The sequence below is a fragment of the Rhodothermales bacterium genome, from assembly GCA_034439735.1.
Classification (GTDB): Bacteria; Bacteroidota; Rhodothermia; order Rhodothermales; family JAHQVL01; genus JAWKNW01.
The window spans coordinates 1-14,451 of the sequence record JAWXAX010000302.1; the positions used below are offsets into that span (position 1 = coordinate 1).

General features: G+C 63.0%; 12 protein-coding genes. 6 read left to right on the forward strand and 6 right to left on the reverse strand.

The window, feature by feature from the left end:
• The 4 genes from SH809_20890 to SH809_20905 form a co-directional block, all read right to left on the reverse strand.
• Positions 1-1,259, reverse strand: a 1,259-nt coding sequence (locus SH809_20890) for a hypothetical protein (GenBank protein MDZ4702180.1), incomplete at its 3' end; no start/stop codon positions are given.
• Between the two features lie 49 nt (positions 1,260-1,308).
• Complete coding sequence (locus SH809_20895; protein ID MDZ4702181.1) at positions 1,309-1,515, reverse strand: HU family DNA-binding protein; 207 nt, start codon at positions 1,513-1,515, stop codon at positions 1,309-1,311.
• Positions 1,516-1,700: 185 nt separating this feature from the next.
• A complete protein-coding gene (locus SH809_20900; protein MDZ4702182.1) occupies positions 1,701-3,452 on the reverse strand; it encodes a hypothetical protein in 1,752 nt (583 codons plus the stop codon).
• Positions 3,453-3,463: 11 nt separating this feature from the next.
• On the reverse strand, positions 3,464-6,496 hold the full coding sequence (locus SH809_20905; GenBank protein ID MDZ4702183.1) for a tetratricopeptide repeat protein: 3,033 nt from the start codon (positions 6,494-6,496) through the stop codon (positions 3,464-3,466).
• Positions 6,497-6,581: 85 nt separating this feature from the next.
• On the opposite strand from SH809_20905, the gene SH809_20910 reads away from it, so the two are divergent.
• From SH809_20910 to SH809_20920, 3 genes are all read left to right on the forward strand, one after another.
• Complete coding sequence (locus SH809_20910; protein MDZ4702184.1) at positions 6,582-6,815, forward strand: hypothetical protein; 234 nt, start codon at positions 6,582-6,584, stop codon at positions 6,813-6,815.
• Between the two features lie 80 nt (positions 6,816-6,895).
• Complete coding sequence (locus SH809_20915; GenBank protein ID MDZ4702185.1) at positions 6,896-7,633, forward strand: hypothetical protein; 738 nt, start codon at positions 6,896-6,898, stop codon at positions 7,631-7,633.
• Positions 7,634-7,741: 108 nt separating this feature from the next.
• Positions 7,742-8,692, forward strand: a complete 951-nt coding sequence (locus SH809_20920; GenBank protein MDZ4702186.1) for a PfkB family carbohydrate kinase — start codon at positions 7,742-7,744, stop codon at positions 8,690-8,692.
• On the opposite strand, the gene SH809_20925 is transcribed toward SH809_20920, so the two are convergent.
• Entirely contained in the window at positions 8,678-9,160 is a 483-nt protein-coding gene (locus tag SH809_20925; protein ID MDZ4702187.1) for a hypothetical protein, read from the reverse strand. The two genes, SH809_20920 and SH809_20925, sit on opposite strands and share 15 nt — an antisense overlap.
• Positions 9,161-9,664: 504 nt before the next feature.
• Here SH809_20925 and folB point away from each other — a divergent pair.
• Positions 9,665-10,036, forward strand: a complete 372-nt coding sequence (gene folB, locus SH809_20930) for a dihydroneopterin aldolase (GenBank protein MDZ4702188.1) — start codon at positions 9,665-9,667, stop codon at positions 10,034-10,036.
• Positions 10,037-10,040: 4 nt separating this feature from the next.
• Positions 10,041-12,101, forward strand: a complete 2,061-nt coding sequence (gene ppk1 / locus SH809_20935) for a polyphosphate kinase 1 (protein ID MDZ4702189.1) — start codon at positions 10,041-10,043, stop codon at positions 12,099-12,101.
• Here ppk1 and SH809_20940 read toward each other — a convergent pair.
• Positions 12,070-13,446 (reverse strand): DUF839 domain-containing protein, encoded by a 1,377-nt coding sequence (locus SH809_20940; GenBank protein ID MDZ4702190.1) that lies wholly within the window; start codon positions 13,444-13,446, stop codon positions 12,070-12,072. The two genes, ppk1 and SH809_20940, sit on opposite strands and share 32 nt — an antisense overlap.
• 140 nt (positions 13,447-13,586) lie before the next feature.
• On the opposite strand from SH809_20940, the gene SH809_20945 reads away from it, so the two are divergent.
• A complete protein-coding gene (locus SH809_20945) occupies positions 13,587-14,441 on the forward strand; it encodes a phosphatidylinositol-specific phospholipase C/glycerophosphodiester phosphodiesterase family protein (protein MDZ4702191.1) in 855 nt (284 codons plus the stop codon).
• Positions 14,442-14,451 lie beyond the last annotated feature (10 nt).

Below are 14,451 nucleotides of genomic sequence, written 5' to 3' on the forward strand. Positions count from 1 at the left end.
GCCCACAGCAGGCCCGCCCCCCCGGCGTTTGAGCGCCGGCGTTCGTAAGGTCGACGGTCGGGGCGTGCCGCCGCGGCGTGCATGCCGCCGGCCAGCGCAGCGGCGGGCGCGGCGTCCACAGCCTTTCGATCCAGGGATCGCGGCGTGCGCTCCATCGACTGCTTCTCCCGTTCGTCGGGGGGTAGGAAGATCGTTTCGTCGGCGTCCGAGACGGTCGCATTACTGAACAACTCATCCTCCGAGAACAGGCCTTCGTTTTTCCCGCGGCTTCCGGGGCCTGATGTGGTCGAGAACAACTCGTCGTCGTCGCCAAACTCGTCCAGCGGGCTGGGGCGTGCCCCCCGTTTGCCGGGTTTGTCTTCAAAAAACGGGGCGTCTTCCATCGGCGAACTGGCCCAGGTGGCATCCTCCGGCATTTCGTCGTCGAACGAGGCGCCGAACAGTTCGTTGTCGCGGTCGGACTCAAAGAAAAACTCGTCGTCGTCCGTGCGGTCGCCGGCAAACGGCGAAGCGGGCGGCTTGGGCGGTTTCGCCTCATCCCAGACGGTGTCGTCGAGGTCAAGCGGCGAGTCGACCTCGAATTCCACGCCTTCAAGTTCCTCGAAAAACGGGCTCCATTCGTCTTCGGATTGTGGGCCGTCATCATCCGTGAAAAGCGGCTTTTTGGGATCGTCTTCTTTCATGGAAATAGCCCCTTTCTCGCTCGGAATGGCGGATTCTGGGGAATTGGTGATGTCGTTGGAGGTGTTGGCGGCAGGAAACAGGACCGAGAAGTCGGCCTCTTCGAATGGGGGCTCGGACGCTTTACCCAGCGGATGCTCGCCGGCATCGTCCGGCAGGCCCTTCCAGAAGGCGGAGTCCAGCGAGTCTCCCATCAGCGTGTCGTCGACGTCATACCCGTCGAGGTCGGGAAGTGCATCCTCGAAGTCCGGCAAGGTGTCGCCGGAAACCGGGTGAAACCCGTTGTCGGCCGGCCCTTCGTTTGTACGATCGGCGGCCGGGCGAGGGGGGGCCACCTGCACGGTTTCGGTTTCAAGCGCTGCAAATCGGTTGTTGACGAGCATCGACAGGCCGGCGTCCGGACGAAACAGGATCGCTTCGTCCGTCGCGTGCAGGGAACCGACGCCGCGTATCTCGGCGCGCTTCTGGGAGTAAATGTCTGCCTTCAGCTGTTCGATGAAGGTAAACAGGGCCTCGCTCGCCTGTTGCCGGTTGACATTCAGGTGGCGGGCAAGGTGCTCGATGAGGGGAAGAGCCATGAGTGTCGAGGCTTAACGCACCGAAAGGCGTGGGTGCAGGTGCGATCGGTTACTGAAAATCGGGAATGAAGACGACTTCATCGCGCGGGGGCTTCATGACCAACGCCCCGTCGGCGTCTTCGGTCATTTCGCTGGAGCGCCGCTCGACCCGAAACGTGCCCAGACCGGGGATATCGACCTGTTCGCGCCGGATCAGCGCTTCGCGGATCACATTGCCGAGGGCTTCACTGATCTGAAGGGACGGTGCGTCGGGCATATGCCGTATCGAGTTGGTTGAGAGCGGCAGCAAATTGAGTAAGCGAACGGGAGACACGGGTCAAGGTTCAGCCAAGACTCAGCGTCTCATGTCGTGCAACGTGTTCTAATGCACAAGATATACACTACTTAGGACAAAATAAACGCGGTTATAATGGCGAAAAACCAAAATAGGTTCCTGACAGCTTACCACAGCACACGCAAACCGGCCGAAAGAGTGAACGGAGTCTCGGGGTAATGCTCCCAGTACTCCAGGTCGCTGCCGAGCAGATTGTTCAACCTGATGATCATCGCCAGGCCCGGATTGAACTTGTGCGAAAGGGACAGATCGAGTTCCAGGTAGTCATCCAATGTGATGCTCTCGAGCCGGCTCCGATGGCGAGGGCTGTGGTAGGTGCCAATCCACTGGATGAGCGTCTGTCGTTTGTTGAACAGGTACGAGATCATCCCGCGGCCCTCGACGGGCGAGAAGTACGGGATCGAGGCGTCGTCGTCCTTGAAGCGGCCGTCCCGGTATGTGGCGCCAACTTCGGCCTGCAATCCGAACGGGAATACCAGCGAGACATTCCCGCCACCGTGGTAGATCTCCACTTCCTCATAAAAAATCGGGAAGATGCCGCGCCGATAGCTGTATCCGGTTGCGACACCGTCGCTCTCGGTCTCGAAGAACTGAAAATTCGGGATATACTCGTAGCCGCCACGAACACCCAACTTGAAGATGCCGGCGAACCAGTTGAATCCGCCCACGGCGTTGACTGGCCGCAGCGTGGCCTGAAGTTCGGGCCGATCCACCAGAAAGGGATTGACCTGATACAGATCCCAGAGGCGGTTACGGATGACATCCGGGCGGTTGTGGGCAAAGATGTGCAGGCCGCGTCCGGGATAGAAATCCAGCAACACGTCCCCGGTGGGATACGTCGACAGTTCGCCCTCCACATCCGAGAACCCGAGGAAACGGCCGACCAGCGTGACGCGGAAGCTCCGGGCGAGGTCCAGCCGCAGGCCGGTGCCAAGGTTGAAATCGTACAATACGTCCTTGTCGAACTTGCCGTCGATGCCGGCGGCGCTGGCGTCGGTGTGCAGCAGGACGGATCCCAGGCTGAACGGGATGTCGAGCTTGCCGGCCCATTCCGCGCGGTTCTCCGTGCGTTCCAACTGGCTCAGCGGTTCGAGGTTGTTGTCGAATATCTCGGTGCTGAACCGGGTGCCGCGCATCGAAAGCTTGAGATCCAGCCCGAGCCTGGCTTCAGACTGAGACTTGAGCCACAGGAAGGTGGAGCCCATACGGCCGTTACGGTTCGGCAATACGATCGGCGTCGCGATGGCGCCGGACTGAAGCAGATTGGTGCCGGAGAGGGTGTAGGCGGCTACGGCGCCGTCCACCCCGAGGCCATACGCAAACCGGGGCCCCATCCGCCGCACGCCGATCTCGCCGCTGCTGACGTCGTACGGGTTCTTGAGCTCGTTGAACTCGTCGGCTTTTTGTAGGGCGTGGCCTTCGGTGCCTTCGTAGTCCACCCGCGCATGAACTGAGGCCCGCTGGCGGATGGGTATATGCAAACGCGCCGCGATGTGCCGGCTCAGGTAGCGCCCTGCGCTGGCCTCGAGTTCTCCACTCAGCGGCTGCACGCCGCCGAGGAAGGATACGCGGGGCGGTTCCGGCCGGCTCACGGCGGCGCCGGGAAGATCGGCCTTGGCTTGCTTATAATTTTCGGACAGTGGCTGACGGCCGGCCGGAATATCAGGTACGCGTGGCGGCGGGTTAAACCCGATCATCGGCTGGCGCTGGAGCGACGGGAAGCTGATTTCGAGCTGGCCGAGGATCTCCACCTCACGTGGGGAGATGTCCGGCAGGATCGTACGCGTGGTGTCGACCGTCTGGGCCAGGGCGCTTATGCCCGGCGTTAGAAAGGCCATCAGCAATAGGATGCGAATCATCGATCGGGCCATCAGATAGCGGCTTTTTCTTTAGCGGCACGATCAGCATAAATCGTGCCTCGGAATTCTTCAAGGACGCGGTCGTACATCTGGCTGGCGTCGCCGCGTTGGCCCATGGCCATAAACGCACGTCCCTGGGCGAGATAACTCTCGGCCAGCCAGTTGGAGTAGCCGTTGAACAACACGGACATCCGGCCAAGTTCATCGACGGCCGCCCGCGCCTGGCCCTGGCGGATGAGCAGGTCGCCCAGGCGGAAGAGGGCCTCGGCGCCGGTTTCATCCGCGCTGTCGTTGGAAATCTGGCGGTAAAGCTGGATCGCTTCCTGTCCCCGGCCAGAGGTCTCGTATACGCGCGCAAGACCCAACAACGCCGGCCCCATCTGGGTTCGGTTGGTGTTGGCGCTCGTCAGTTCCGTCAGCTGCCGCTCGGCCTCGCCGTGCCGGCCGAGGTTCATCAGGGCCTTGGCTTGTCCGTAACGGGCCTGAGCCATCACCTGCGGATCCGCACCGCGCATGGTCTCCAGGTTTTTGAACAACTCCAGAGCATCTTGATTGCGGCCCTGTTCGAGATAGATCTGGCCGAGCGTGAGCGTCGCCTGCGGCCGGCGCTGGCTGTCCGGATACCGCGTCACGAGCTGCTGCAGATACGTCTCGGCCTCGGCAGGTTTGTTGTCCTCCGTAAGGATCGTCCCGATATAGTAATAGGCGTCGGGTAGCAGTTGGATGTTGTCGGACTCGCGCACAAACCGCTGGAAATCGACCAGCGCCTCGCTCGTACGGCCCGTCTGATACTTCACCTCCGCCTGCCGGAAGCGCAGCTGGTCGGCCACCGGAGACTCGGGGTTCGCCGCCGTGAACTCCTCGATGATCCTGGAGGCGCCGGCCGTATCGTCCAGGGCGTCGAGGGCAAGCTGGATGCCGGCGGCGGCGTCAGACGCGAACGGGCTGGTCGGGTAGTTCTTGAGCACGGTTTCGTACGCCGCGACGGCCTCTTGAAGCCGATCGGCATTAAACAGCGCATCCCCGATCCCGTACTGGCTCTTCGCCGCCAGGATGTCGCGTGGGTAGTTCCGGATCAGGGTCTGGTAGGCCGTGATGGCCTGCGGGTAGTCCTGGTTCAGGAAGTACAGGTAGCCGAGGTTGTACTGGGCTTCTTCCTTCCAGTCGCTTTCGGGAAAATCGCTGAGCAACCTGCGGAACGTCGCGATGGCGTCGAGCTGCTCGCCGGCGTTATTATAGGCCTGGCCGATCTGATAGAGCGAATAGTCGTCGCTATCCTGTCCGCCCACCTGCTGGTAGGCCTGGATGGCTTCGGGGTAACGCTTGAGGGCGTAGTAGCTGTCCGCCAAGCGCAATTGAGAGTCGGTGCGGTAGGGGACGAAGCCATCCGACTCGCGGTATTCCCGCAGGAACGTCCGGAATTCGGTGATGGCGTCCTGGTAGTTGCCCTGTTTGAAGTAGGTCCACCCCAGGGCGTAATGCGCGGCGTCCACGTGTTTGCCGCTACGGCCGCCGCGCAGGTACTGCCGGAACAGGCTGGCCGCGCGGTTGAAGTCGCCGGCCTGATGGTAACTCTCCGCCGCCCAGAACAGGGCGTCGTTGCCCCAGGTGGAGGTTGGCGCGCTGTCGTGCAGGCTCATGAAGGCCGGCGCGGCGTTCGCGTAATCCTCGTACCGGTACTGGAGCCACGCTTTCTGGAAGATGACCTCGTTCTTCAGATCCGCCGGCGCCGCGTTGAGCGCGATGGCGCGGTCGAAGTTGCTGAGCGCCGCATCGAAATCGCCCAGCGCGATGAGCGCGCTGCCGCGCCGGTAAAACGCCTCGCCTAAAAGCGCCGAGTTCGGGTGGTCGTTCAACAGCCGGGTGAGGGCGTCGCGGGTCACTTCCCAATTACCCAGTTCGTAGGCTGTCATCCCGTATTCGTACAACACGGTGTCCGCCATCGAAATCCGAGGAAACTGGTCTACGGCTTCCCGAAAGAGGTTGAGCGATTCGGGCAGATTCCGGGCGAGTTTGGTGTTGACGGCCTGGTAATAGGCCGACTTGCCGGCGAGCGCGTCGCGGTTGTCCTGCTTGGCCAGGCCGAAGTTGTCAGCCGCCCACTGGTAGGCGCCCTGGAAATGGTAATTCCACGCCAGGCCGTACAGCGCGTTTCGGTAGTAGGGGCTGTCCGGACTGTTTTCGGTGAAGCGCCGGTAGTGCACAATAGCGAGGTCGCTGTTGCGCAGCTGGTTGTACGACTCCGCCAGTAAGAAATGACCTCGGTCCTGCGAGTAACTGTCGAGGTTCGGCATCCGCCGGTTCACTTCGTCGATCGCGCGCTGGTATTCGCCCTGCTCGTAATAGACCTCGGCGAGGGCCAGCCCGAGACCCTGGGTGTACGTCGAGTTCGGGTACCGCGCCGTCAGTAACTCGAAGAACCGCGCGGCGGCCTCCGGGTCGCCCTGTTCGATTTGCAGCGTCGCGATGGCGTAGAGGGCGATGGGCGCCGTCGTCGTCTCCGGATATTCGAGCGCCGCACGCTCATAATACCGGATCGCCTCGGGCATGTTGTTCAGATGCGTGGCCGATTCGCCCATCCAGTAAAGCGCCTTGGCGGCAACTTCATCCGGCGGGGACTGTTGAATAACCCGTGCCAGCGTCGTGATCGCCCGGTCGTAGTTGCCTTCCGCGTAATAATACGTCCCCAGCGCCAATCGCGCGTCATACGAAAGGGGATGGGAGGGATATTGATCCTCAAAAAGGGTGAACAGGGCGATGGCCTGCTCCTCGCGGCCCACGATCAGCGCGGACTCGGCCTGGTAATACAACGCTTCCGGCGTGCTGATGTGGTGCGGGTACCGGGTGCGAAAGTCCTCAAACGCATCGATCGCCTGCACATACAACTGATCCGCATACAGCTTGAAGGCTTCGGAGTAGACCCGCTCGGGTGTCGCGGGCGCAAACTGAGCCGAAGCCGGCAAACAGAAGGTCAGCGTCAGGATAAGGAGGCCGGGGAGCCATCGAGCCGGGACAGTCGTCGAAGGGCGATTGGCAGTTAGCATGTAGACGAGCAGGATATAGCGGGGATTCCGGTATCTTCTATGGATAGCGTTCGGAATATACATCCGAGCCAAACTAGAGACGACCATGAAAAAAACAAAGCAAGCATACGAGCCGCAGACGACGCGGCCGGCCCCCGGTGAGAAGCCCGGCATCGTGCCAGAGGCTTCCGTACGAAGCGACGAAAAACAACCGGAGGATGAGGCCGTCCTCGAGGCGATCCTCGACGACGCCACCCGCTGGGTGCGGGCGAATCAGACCGTCGCGCTGCTTGGCGCGTTTGGTATAGGCGTGTTTCTTGGCGTGTTGCTCCGCAAATAGCGTAGTTGCGGTATGGCACATGATAAGAATCTCCGGTAAAGCAGTTCCCTTTCCCCCCAATCGAACTTAAACTCACGATCATGAACGACCTCCATAGCAATACATCGCCTTCCGAAGAACCACAAGAAACCATCACCCAGGAAGCGACGGCGCGCGCCAGGGCGCTGCTCGATGAAGCCCGCTCAGCTTACGCCCGCGCCCGCCAGGACTTGAGCGAGGCCACGGAGCGGTTGCGCGGCGAAATTCGGGACTTTGACGCACGTGAAGCCGGCGAATCGGCTCGTCAGTGGGTCCGCGAAAATCCGGGGTTTTCCCTGCTCCTCGCGGCCGGCGCCGGCGTCCTTCTCGGCAAAGTCCTGACGGACGCCCTCCACAAAGACCCGCCCACGTTCACGGAACGTCTCCAGCGCCGTGCCGGCCGGTTTACGTCGGAAGCCCGTCGCATGGCCGATCATGCGGCCGACCGCGCTGCCCGCCAGTTGGCGGAATCGAGCGACTATGCCGTCTCCCGCGCCCGCACGCTCGGTGGCCGGGTCCACGAGCAGGCCGGCGACCTCTCGTCCGAACTGGCCCGTCAGGCTTCCGAACGAGGCGCCGATAGCCTGCGCCGCGCCAGCGATTGGATCGCCTCCCTCTCGGAGTCCGCCCAGAATGCCACCCACTCGCTCCAACATGCGGCACGCGAAGCGTCGGCGGCCGTCGCCCAACGCGTACCCGCTCATAGCTCGCTCCGCGATGGACTTCAGAAAGCCGTGCAGACCATCATGGGCGTCATCGCATTCAAGAAGGTGTCGGATTGGATCAAGGAACGCTATTGATGGGTTTGCTGGCCGGTTGCGGGGATCGTCCCCGCCTTGTTACACATGGACCGCCGGCTAACGGGCCTCGCCAACGCGTCGTCACGGGCTGGAGAGCAGGGCTGACCCTTGAGTATCCTGGCTATCGGAACCGTCGCGTTCGACTCCATCGAAACCCCCACCGGGTCGGCTGACCGCGTCCTGGGGGGAAGCGCTACCTACATCACCCTGGCAGCGCGCTTTTTCTGCGAGCCGGTCCGCCTCGTCGGTGTCGTCGGGGCGGACTTTCCCGCACCCTATATTGAGTCCTTGCGGAGATGCGGGATCGATCTGGACGGCCTGGAGGTCGACCCAGACGGGGCGACCTTTGCCTGGGCCGGCCGGTACCATGCGGACATGAACGGCCGCGATACCCTCGCCACCCACCTCAACGTCCTCCAGACGTTTTCTCCGATATTGCCGGCGCGCTTCCGCGATAGCCGCATCGTCTGCCTGGGCAACCTCGACCCCTCCATCCAGATGCAGGTGCTCGACCAGATGGATGCGCCGGAACTGGTCATCTGCGACACGATGAACTTCTGGATCGATCACACGCCGGAAGCCCTCGAGGCGCTCCTCGGCCGGATCGACTGCCTGATGATCAACGACGAGGAAGCCCGTCAGCTGGCCGGCGAATCCAACCTGATGCTCGCCGCTCGCGCCATCATGGCGAAAGGTCCCCGGATCCTGGTGATCAAGAAAGGCGAACACGGCGCCATCGTGCTGGACGAAACATCGGTCTTTGCTTTCCCGGCCTTCCCCCTCGAACACATCCAGGATCCCACCGGCGCCGGCGATACCTTTATGGGGGGCTTTGCCGGCTATCTCACACGCCATACCACCTTCACGAGCGACAGCATCCGTCGCGCTATCATGTACGGCAGTGCGCTAGCCTCCTTCACGGTCGAGCGCTTCGGGCCCGAACGCCTCCTCCACCTCCGCCCGGAGGAAATCAACGAGCGCATGGCCGCCTACCGACGAATCACCCATCTGCCGGATGTCCAACCCCTTACCTGGACCAACGGATCATACCACGGATAGGAGCGTGCGCGCGTGTACGATCCACGTCCCTTCGATCACCCCCTGTTCCACGCCCAGGATCGCCGATACGGTGCGAACATCCGCTCGTCCCCACCGCGCCACCTGCTCGACCGATGTGTAGCCAAGGTCGTTCAGCGCGTGCTGCAACCGGGCGTCCAGGCCCGGAATCTCGGCTAGCGTATGGCCCGCCGACGCCTGCGATGATTCCATCATATAAAAGGATAATGGCCGAAATTCCGGCATCGAATCCCCCGAAATCGTGACCGGCCGGCTGAACGATGTGGTCGCGTTCACCGTGTACGCCGGACGCACGGCCTCACGGACCGCTTGCCGCTCCTGCCGGCGTTGCTCCAATGCCGCTTTTTTACGCTCCACAGAGCGGGCTCTCAAATAGAAAAAGACGATCACTACGCTGGCGATTCCCAGCGGTATCGCTACAGCTGTAGAAAGGAGGGCAAATAAAGACATGCTCACTGGAATGCTGTGTTTTGGATTCCAAGCGGGATCAAGATCGGGGAATGCGTTCCGCTCAACGGGCAAACCCTGCCGCTTCGCGCGCGCCATGGCGGCGCGAGAACGGACTCCGTACTGGATTCAAGGACCGATGTATGCCGGCCTATTCGGCCGATGAACAGGGCGCGCGGCCCGGTTTCTGAACCCGGGAAGAAATACCGCTTCCGGTCATGCGACACACTTCGTGCCGTGACAACTCGGGGGCACTCCATACGATGACCGCTCGCGGACATTCGTATCCGTACGTCACGGCCGACCCGTTCATGCCACGTAACGTACGGTGCGCCGATGGAATCTTCGGTAAGTTCAAGCTTAAATCAGATGCGCCAATTGCGCAAGTGTGCACGCGTGAATTAGCCACAGCTCCATACCGTTTCTGCCGATCGCTATCCGCCAATCGCTATCTTTCGCCGGCACGCGCAACGCACTCGCTATCACATACACTCTGGGGATTGGATCATGGCCACTGGCACCGTTCGGCTCATCAACGCCGTATTTTACGCCCATCACGGGGTAATGCAGGAAGAACACCGCATCGGAGGTCGGTATGAAGTCGATGTCTCGATGGAACTGGATATCGAAGCCGCCGCCCGCGAAGACAATCTGGCGAAGACGGTGGATTACGAAGCCGTCTACCGACTCGTTCAGCGGATCGTTACCGAAAACCGGTTTTACCTCATCGAAAAACTGGCGTTTTTGATCGGAGAAGAGGTGCTGACATCCTACGGATTTATCGACGCCGTCGAAGTCGTCGTCCGCAAGCCGAACCCGCCCGTGGGAGGCACCTGCGACCGCGCCGAGGCCTGTTACCGACGCCAGCGAGCTGCGTGAGCCGATGACGAAGCCGACAAAAGACCTCCTCGTGGATCGCGACCTGAGCTGGCTTGCGTTTAACGAGCGGGTGCTGCAGGAAGCCGCCGACGTACGGGTGCCGCTCGTGCAACGCCTCCATTTTCTCGCGATCTACTCCTCGAACCTCGATGAGTTTTTTCGCGTGCGTGTAGCCTCGCTACGGAGTCTTGTGCGTCTCAAGCCGAAGCGGGCGGTGGCGCTGGGCATCGCGCCGGCGCGGCGGCTGCGCGACATCAATCAGATCGTTCTCCGCCAGCAGGAGACCTTTGGCCGGATCCTCCGCGATACCCTGCTGCCGGCGCTGGCCGAACAGGGCCTCGTCCTCCTGCAGCCTTCAGAGGGTTCGGCCGAGACGCTCGCCGCGTTGCAGACCTACTTCTCGGAAGTCGTCCGCCCCCATCTGCAGCCGACACTCCTCGGCGAAGAGACCGGCGACTTGACGCTTAAGAACCGGACCTCCTACCTCGTCACGGAACTCTGGGGCGACGGCGACGAGCCGCTTCACGGCGTGCTCGAAGTGCCGGCGCCGCCGCTCGATCGCTTTATCCTCCTCCCCGAAAGCGGGGGGTCACAGGGCGTCGTGTTCCTGGACGACCTGCTCCGTCGCCACGTCCCCGCCCTCTACCCGGGCTACTCCGTCGGGCAGACGTTTGCCGTCAAGCTCTCGCGCGACGCCGAGTTGTATCTGGACGACGAGTACGCCGGCGACCTCGTCGAGGCCATCCGCAAAAGCCTCGGCCGCCGTGAATCCGGCGCCCCTTGCCGGTTCCTTTACGACCCGGCCATGCCGTTCGCGCTCGCGAACCGACTCAAGGAACGCCTGGCGCTCGACGACGAGGACATGGTGCCGGGCGGGCGTTACCACAATCTGCACGACCTCTTCGCCTTTCCGACCGCCGGCCGGGCCGGCCTCCTCTACGAGCCGCAACCTCCTCATCCCGTGCCCGCGCTGGACGCCGCGCCCAGTCTTATGGCCGCGATCGAAGCAGGGGATCGGATGCTGCATATGCCGTATCAGTCCTACACGTATGTCGTCCGTTTTTTCCAGGAAGCGGCCACCGATCCGACCGTCGACGCCATCTGGGTGTCGCTGTATCGCCTCGCCTCGGATTCGGCCATTGCGCGGGCGCTCATCGACGCGCGACACCGGGGCAAGGAAGTGACGGCGTTTGTGGAGATCAAGGCTCGGTTCGACGAAGCCGCGAACCTGCACTGGGCCGATCGGATGGAGGCGGCCGGCGTACGCGTGCTCTACAGCCTGCCTGGACTAAAAGTCCACGCCAAAATCGCCCTGATCCGCCGCCGCATCGACGGTGAAACACACCTTCAGGCCTACCTCGGCACGGGCAACTTCAACGAAAAGACGGCGCGCCTTTATGTGGATGAAGGACTGTTTACCGCGGACCCGCGCCTCACCCGCGACGTACGCCTCGTGTTCAGCTACCTGGAGGGGAAGAAAAAACGGCCCAAACTCGATCATCTGCTCGTAGCCCCGTTTGCGCTTCGCAACGGACTCTACCGGTTGATCGATCGGGAAATCGAACATGCCGGCGCCGGACTTCCCTCGGGCATCATCCTCAAGCTGAATAGCCTGGAAGACGCAGACATCATCGCTCGGCTCTACGCCGCGAGCCGAGCCGGCGTCCCGATTCGCATCGTCGTCCGAGGGATCTGCCGGCTCGTGCCGGGTGTGCCCGGGCAGAGTGAGACGATTGTCGTCACGAGCATCGTCGACCGCTACCTGGAACACGCCCGCCTATTCGTGTTCCACAACGCCGGCGACGAGGCGTATTACCTCGCCTCGGCGGACTGGATGGAGCGCAACCTGAGCCGGCGCGTGGAAGTCGCCTTCCCGGTCTACGACCCCGCGCTCCGTCGCGAACTGCGCACGGTACTCGACTTCCAGCTGGCCGACTCGGTCAAGGCGCGAATCGTCGACGCCGGCCAGACGAACGCCTACGTCGCCAACGCCAATCCCCCCGTCCGCGCCCAGTATGCGTGCTACGCCTGGCTTACACCGCCAGCGTCGCCCACGGCCCCGTGATCGCGAGCGTGAGGCCGTCGGTCTGGACGTTCACGAACAGCGTCGATCCATCCGGTGAAAACACCGAGCCGGCCAGTTCGGACTCACTCGCCACGTTGGTCGCGAACCGAATGACGTCGCCGGCCGGGGTGATGCGCAGCAGGTGCTGGCTGCCCGGCCCGTCTTCGCACACCACGAGGTCGCCCCAGGGCGCAACGGTCAGGTTGTCGGCGTTTTCGATGATCGAGCCGTCATTGGGCTCGACAAAGAGGGCGAGCGTCGCCGGCTGTTCGGGCTCTCGGTGCGTCCCTTCAAAGGGGCTCGGGACGTATTTCCAGATCTGCCCTTTTTTCTCCCGCCCGCCGTTGGTGCACGCGAAATAGACCGTTCCGCTGGCGTACCACATGCCCTCGCCGCGCGCGAACCGCGCCGCGCCGGCGGCGGAGCCGCGCGTCCGCAGGTCGTCTTCCGGCGCCTCGACATTGTCCAGATCAATCCAGCGGACGGCCATGGGCGCGTTGCGCTGCACCGGCGCCCCGCCCTCCTCCCAATTTCGAGTGTCCAGCGAAGGTTGGTCGACAACCACCAGCGCCTGAAGCCGGCCGCCGCGGTCGAGGCGGCCAGGCTCGGTCGGGATAAACCGGTAGATGAGCCCGTCATGACGGTCCTCCGTCTGGTAGACGACGCCGCTGGCGGGGTCGACGGCGATCGCCTCGTGGTTGAAGCGGCCCATGGCCTTGAGCGGCACGGGAGGCGTGAGGCGCGGCGTGGCCGAGGCCGGCACCTCGAAGTTGTAGCCGTGGTCTTTTTCGTTGACATCGCCGGCGCGTTCGACGGTCTCTTCGCACGTGATCCAGCTGTTCCAGGGCGTCGGGCCGCCGGCGCAGTTGCGCTGGGTGCCGGCCAGGGAGAGGTACTCGCGCACGACGGTCTGCGTCCGCGTGTCGAAGACGAGCGTCGACGTTCCGCCCAGCGAGGGCTTCGCGCCGAAGCCAGCGTCGTACACCAGGGCCGGGTCGATCTGAGAGAACCGGGCGTTGCCGGCCCCATAGGCGCCTTCGCCTGGCGTGAGGGCCGTTTCGTGGTTGCGTAATAGAATCGTCAGGCCGCCTGGCCCCGGGAACGCCGCCATGCCATCGGGCCGTGCCGGGACGACGAATCCGTCCGCCATGGGGTCCCCGGCGCGGGAAATCACCTGGTAGGAAAAGCCGGGGGGAAGATCGAGGATCTGCCGCGGATCGGGCGTCAGCGAGGGGTTGTAGCGGCGGGACTCGGCGGCCAGAAGGGGATCGAACAACCGATGTAGGCCGGCGAAACCCAGCGAAACGGCGCCGGCCTGACGCAGAAAATATCGGCGAGAGCTCATGAAAGCAGAAGAAGGGGTGGATGAAGTTCCGTGCGAATGGTATCCTGAAGCAGGGCGGTGTCGCGCAATATACGATGACTCGCGCCCCACTCGCATGAGGAGTGCATGAGCGTTTTCATCTATAATCAAAGCTTAATCCTATGCCCCGGCTACGACCCACGGCCAGCGGCGTGTACGGACTGGATTTCCTACGCCATCGCCTACCCATCGTCCTCGCCAGTGTGGTGCTGGCGGCTCCTTACGCCGGCGTGAGCCAGGCCCAGCCGGCGCCGCTGCACCGGGCCCACGCGCACAACGACTACGAGCATCCACGCCCACTCCTCGATGCGCTGGACCTCGGTTTTACGAGTATCGAGGTGGATGTCCACGAACGGGACGGTGCCCTGCTTGTCGGCCACGATGCCGAGGACGTGCGCGCGGACCGCAGCCTCGGCTCCCTCTACCTGGATCCAATCGCCGCCCGCGCCGCCACCCACGGGGGCCGGCTGTTCACCGACACGACCTCCCTGCAGTTGCTGGTGGACTTCAAAACCGATGCGGAATCGACGTATCGCGTGCTCGAGCAGGTTCTGGCCGGATATCGCCACCTCCTCACGCGCTACGAAGACGGCGTGGTGTACGCCGGCCTCGTCACCGTCGTCGTTTCGGGCAACCGCCCCCGGGAGACGATGCGGCGGCAGGCGGTCCGCTATGCGTTTTACGACGGTCGGATCGACGATCTGGGGACCACGCCGCCGGAGTCGGCGACGTTTATGCCGCTCGTGAGCGCCAGCTGGCAAAGTGTGGCGCCGTTTTCAGGCGCATCCGTACCGCCGCCCAGCGTCCGCCGGCGCATCCGAGGCCTCGTTGAACAGGCGCACAGCCAGGGCAAAAAAGTACGCTTCTGGGCCACGCCGGAATCCGAAGCGTTGTGGGTGTTTCTGTACCGCGCCGGCGTGGACTATATCAACACGGATCGTCTGGCCGACCTCGAAGCGTTCCTTCGGTCGCGGTGATGGGGCTGTA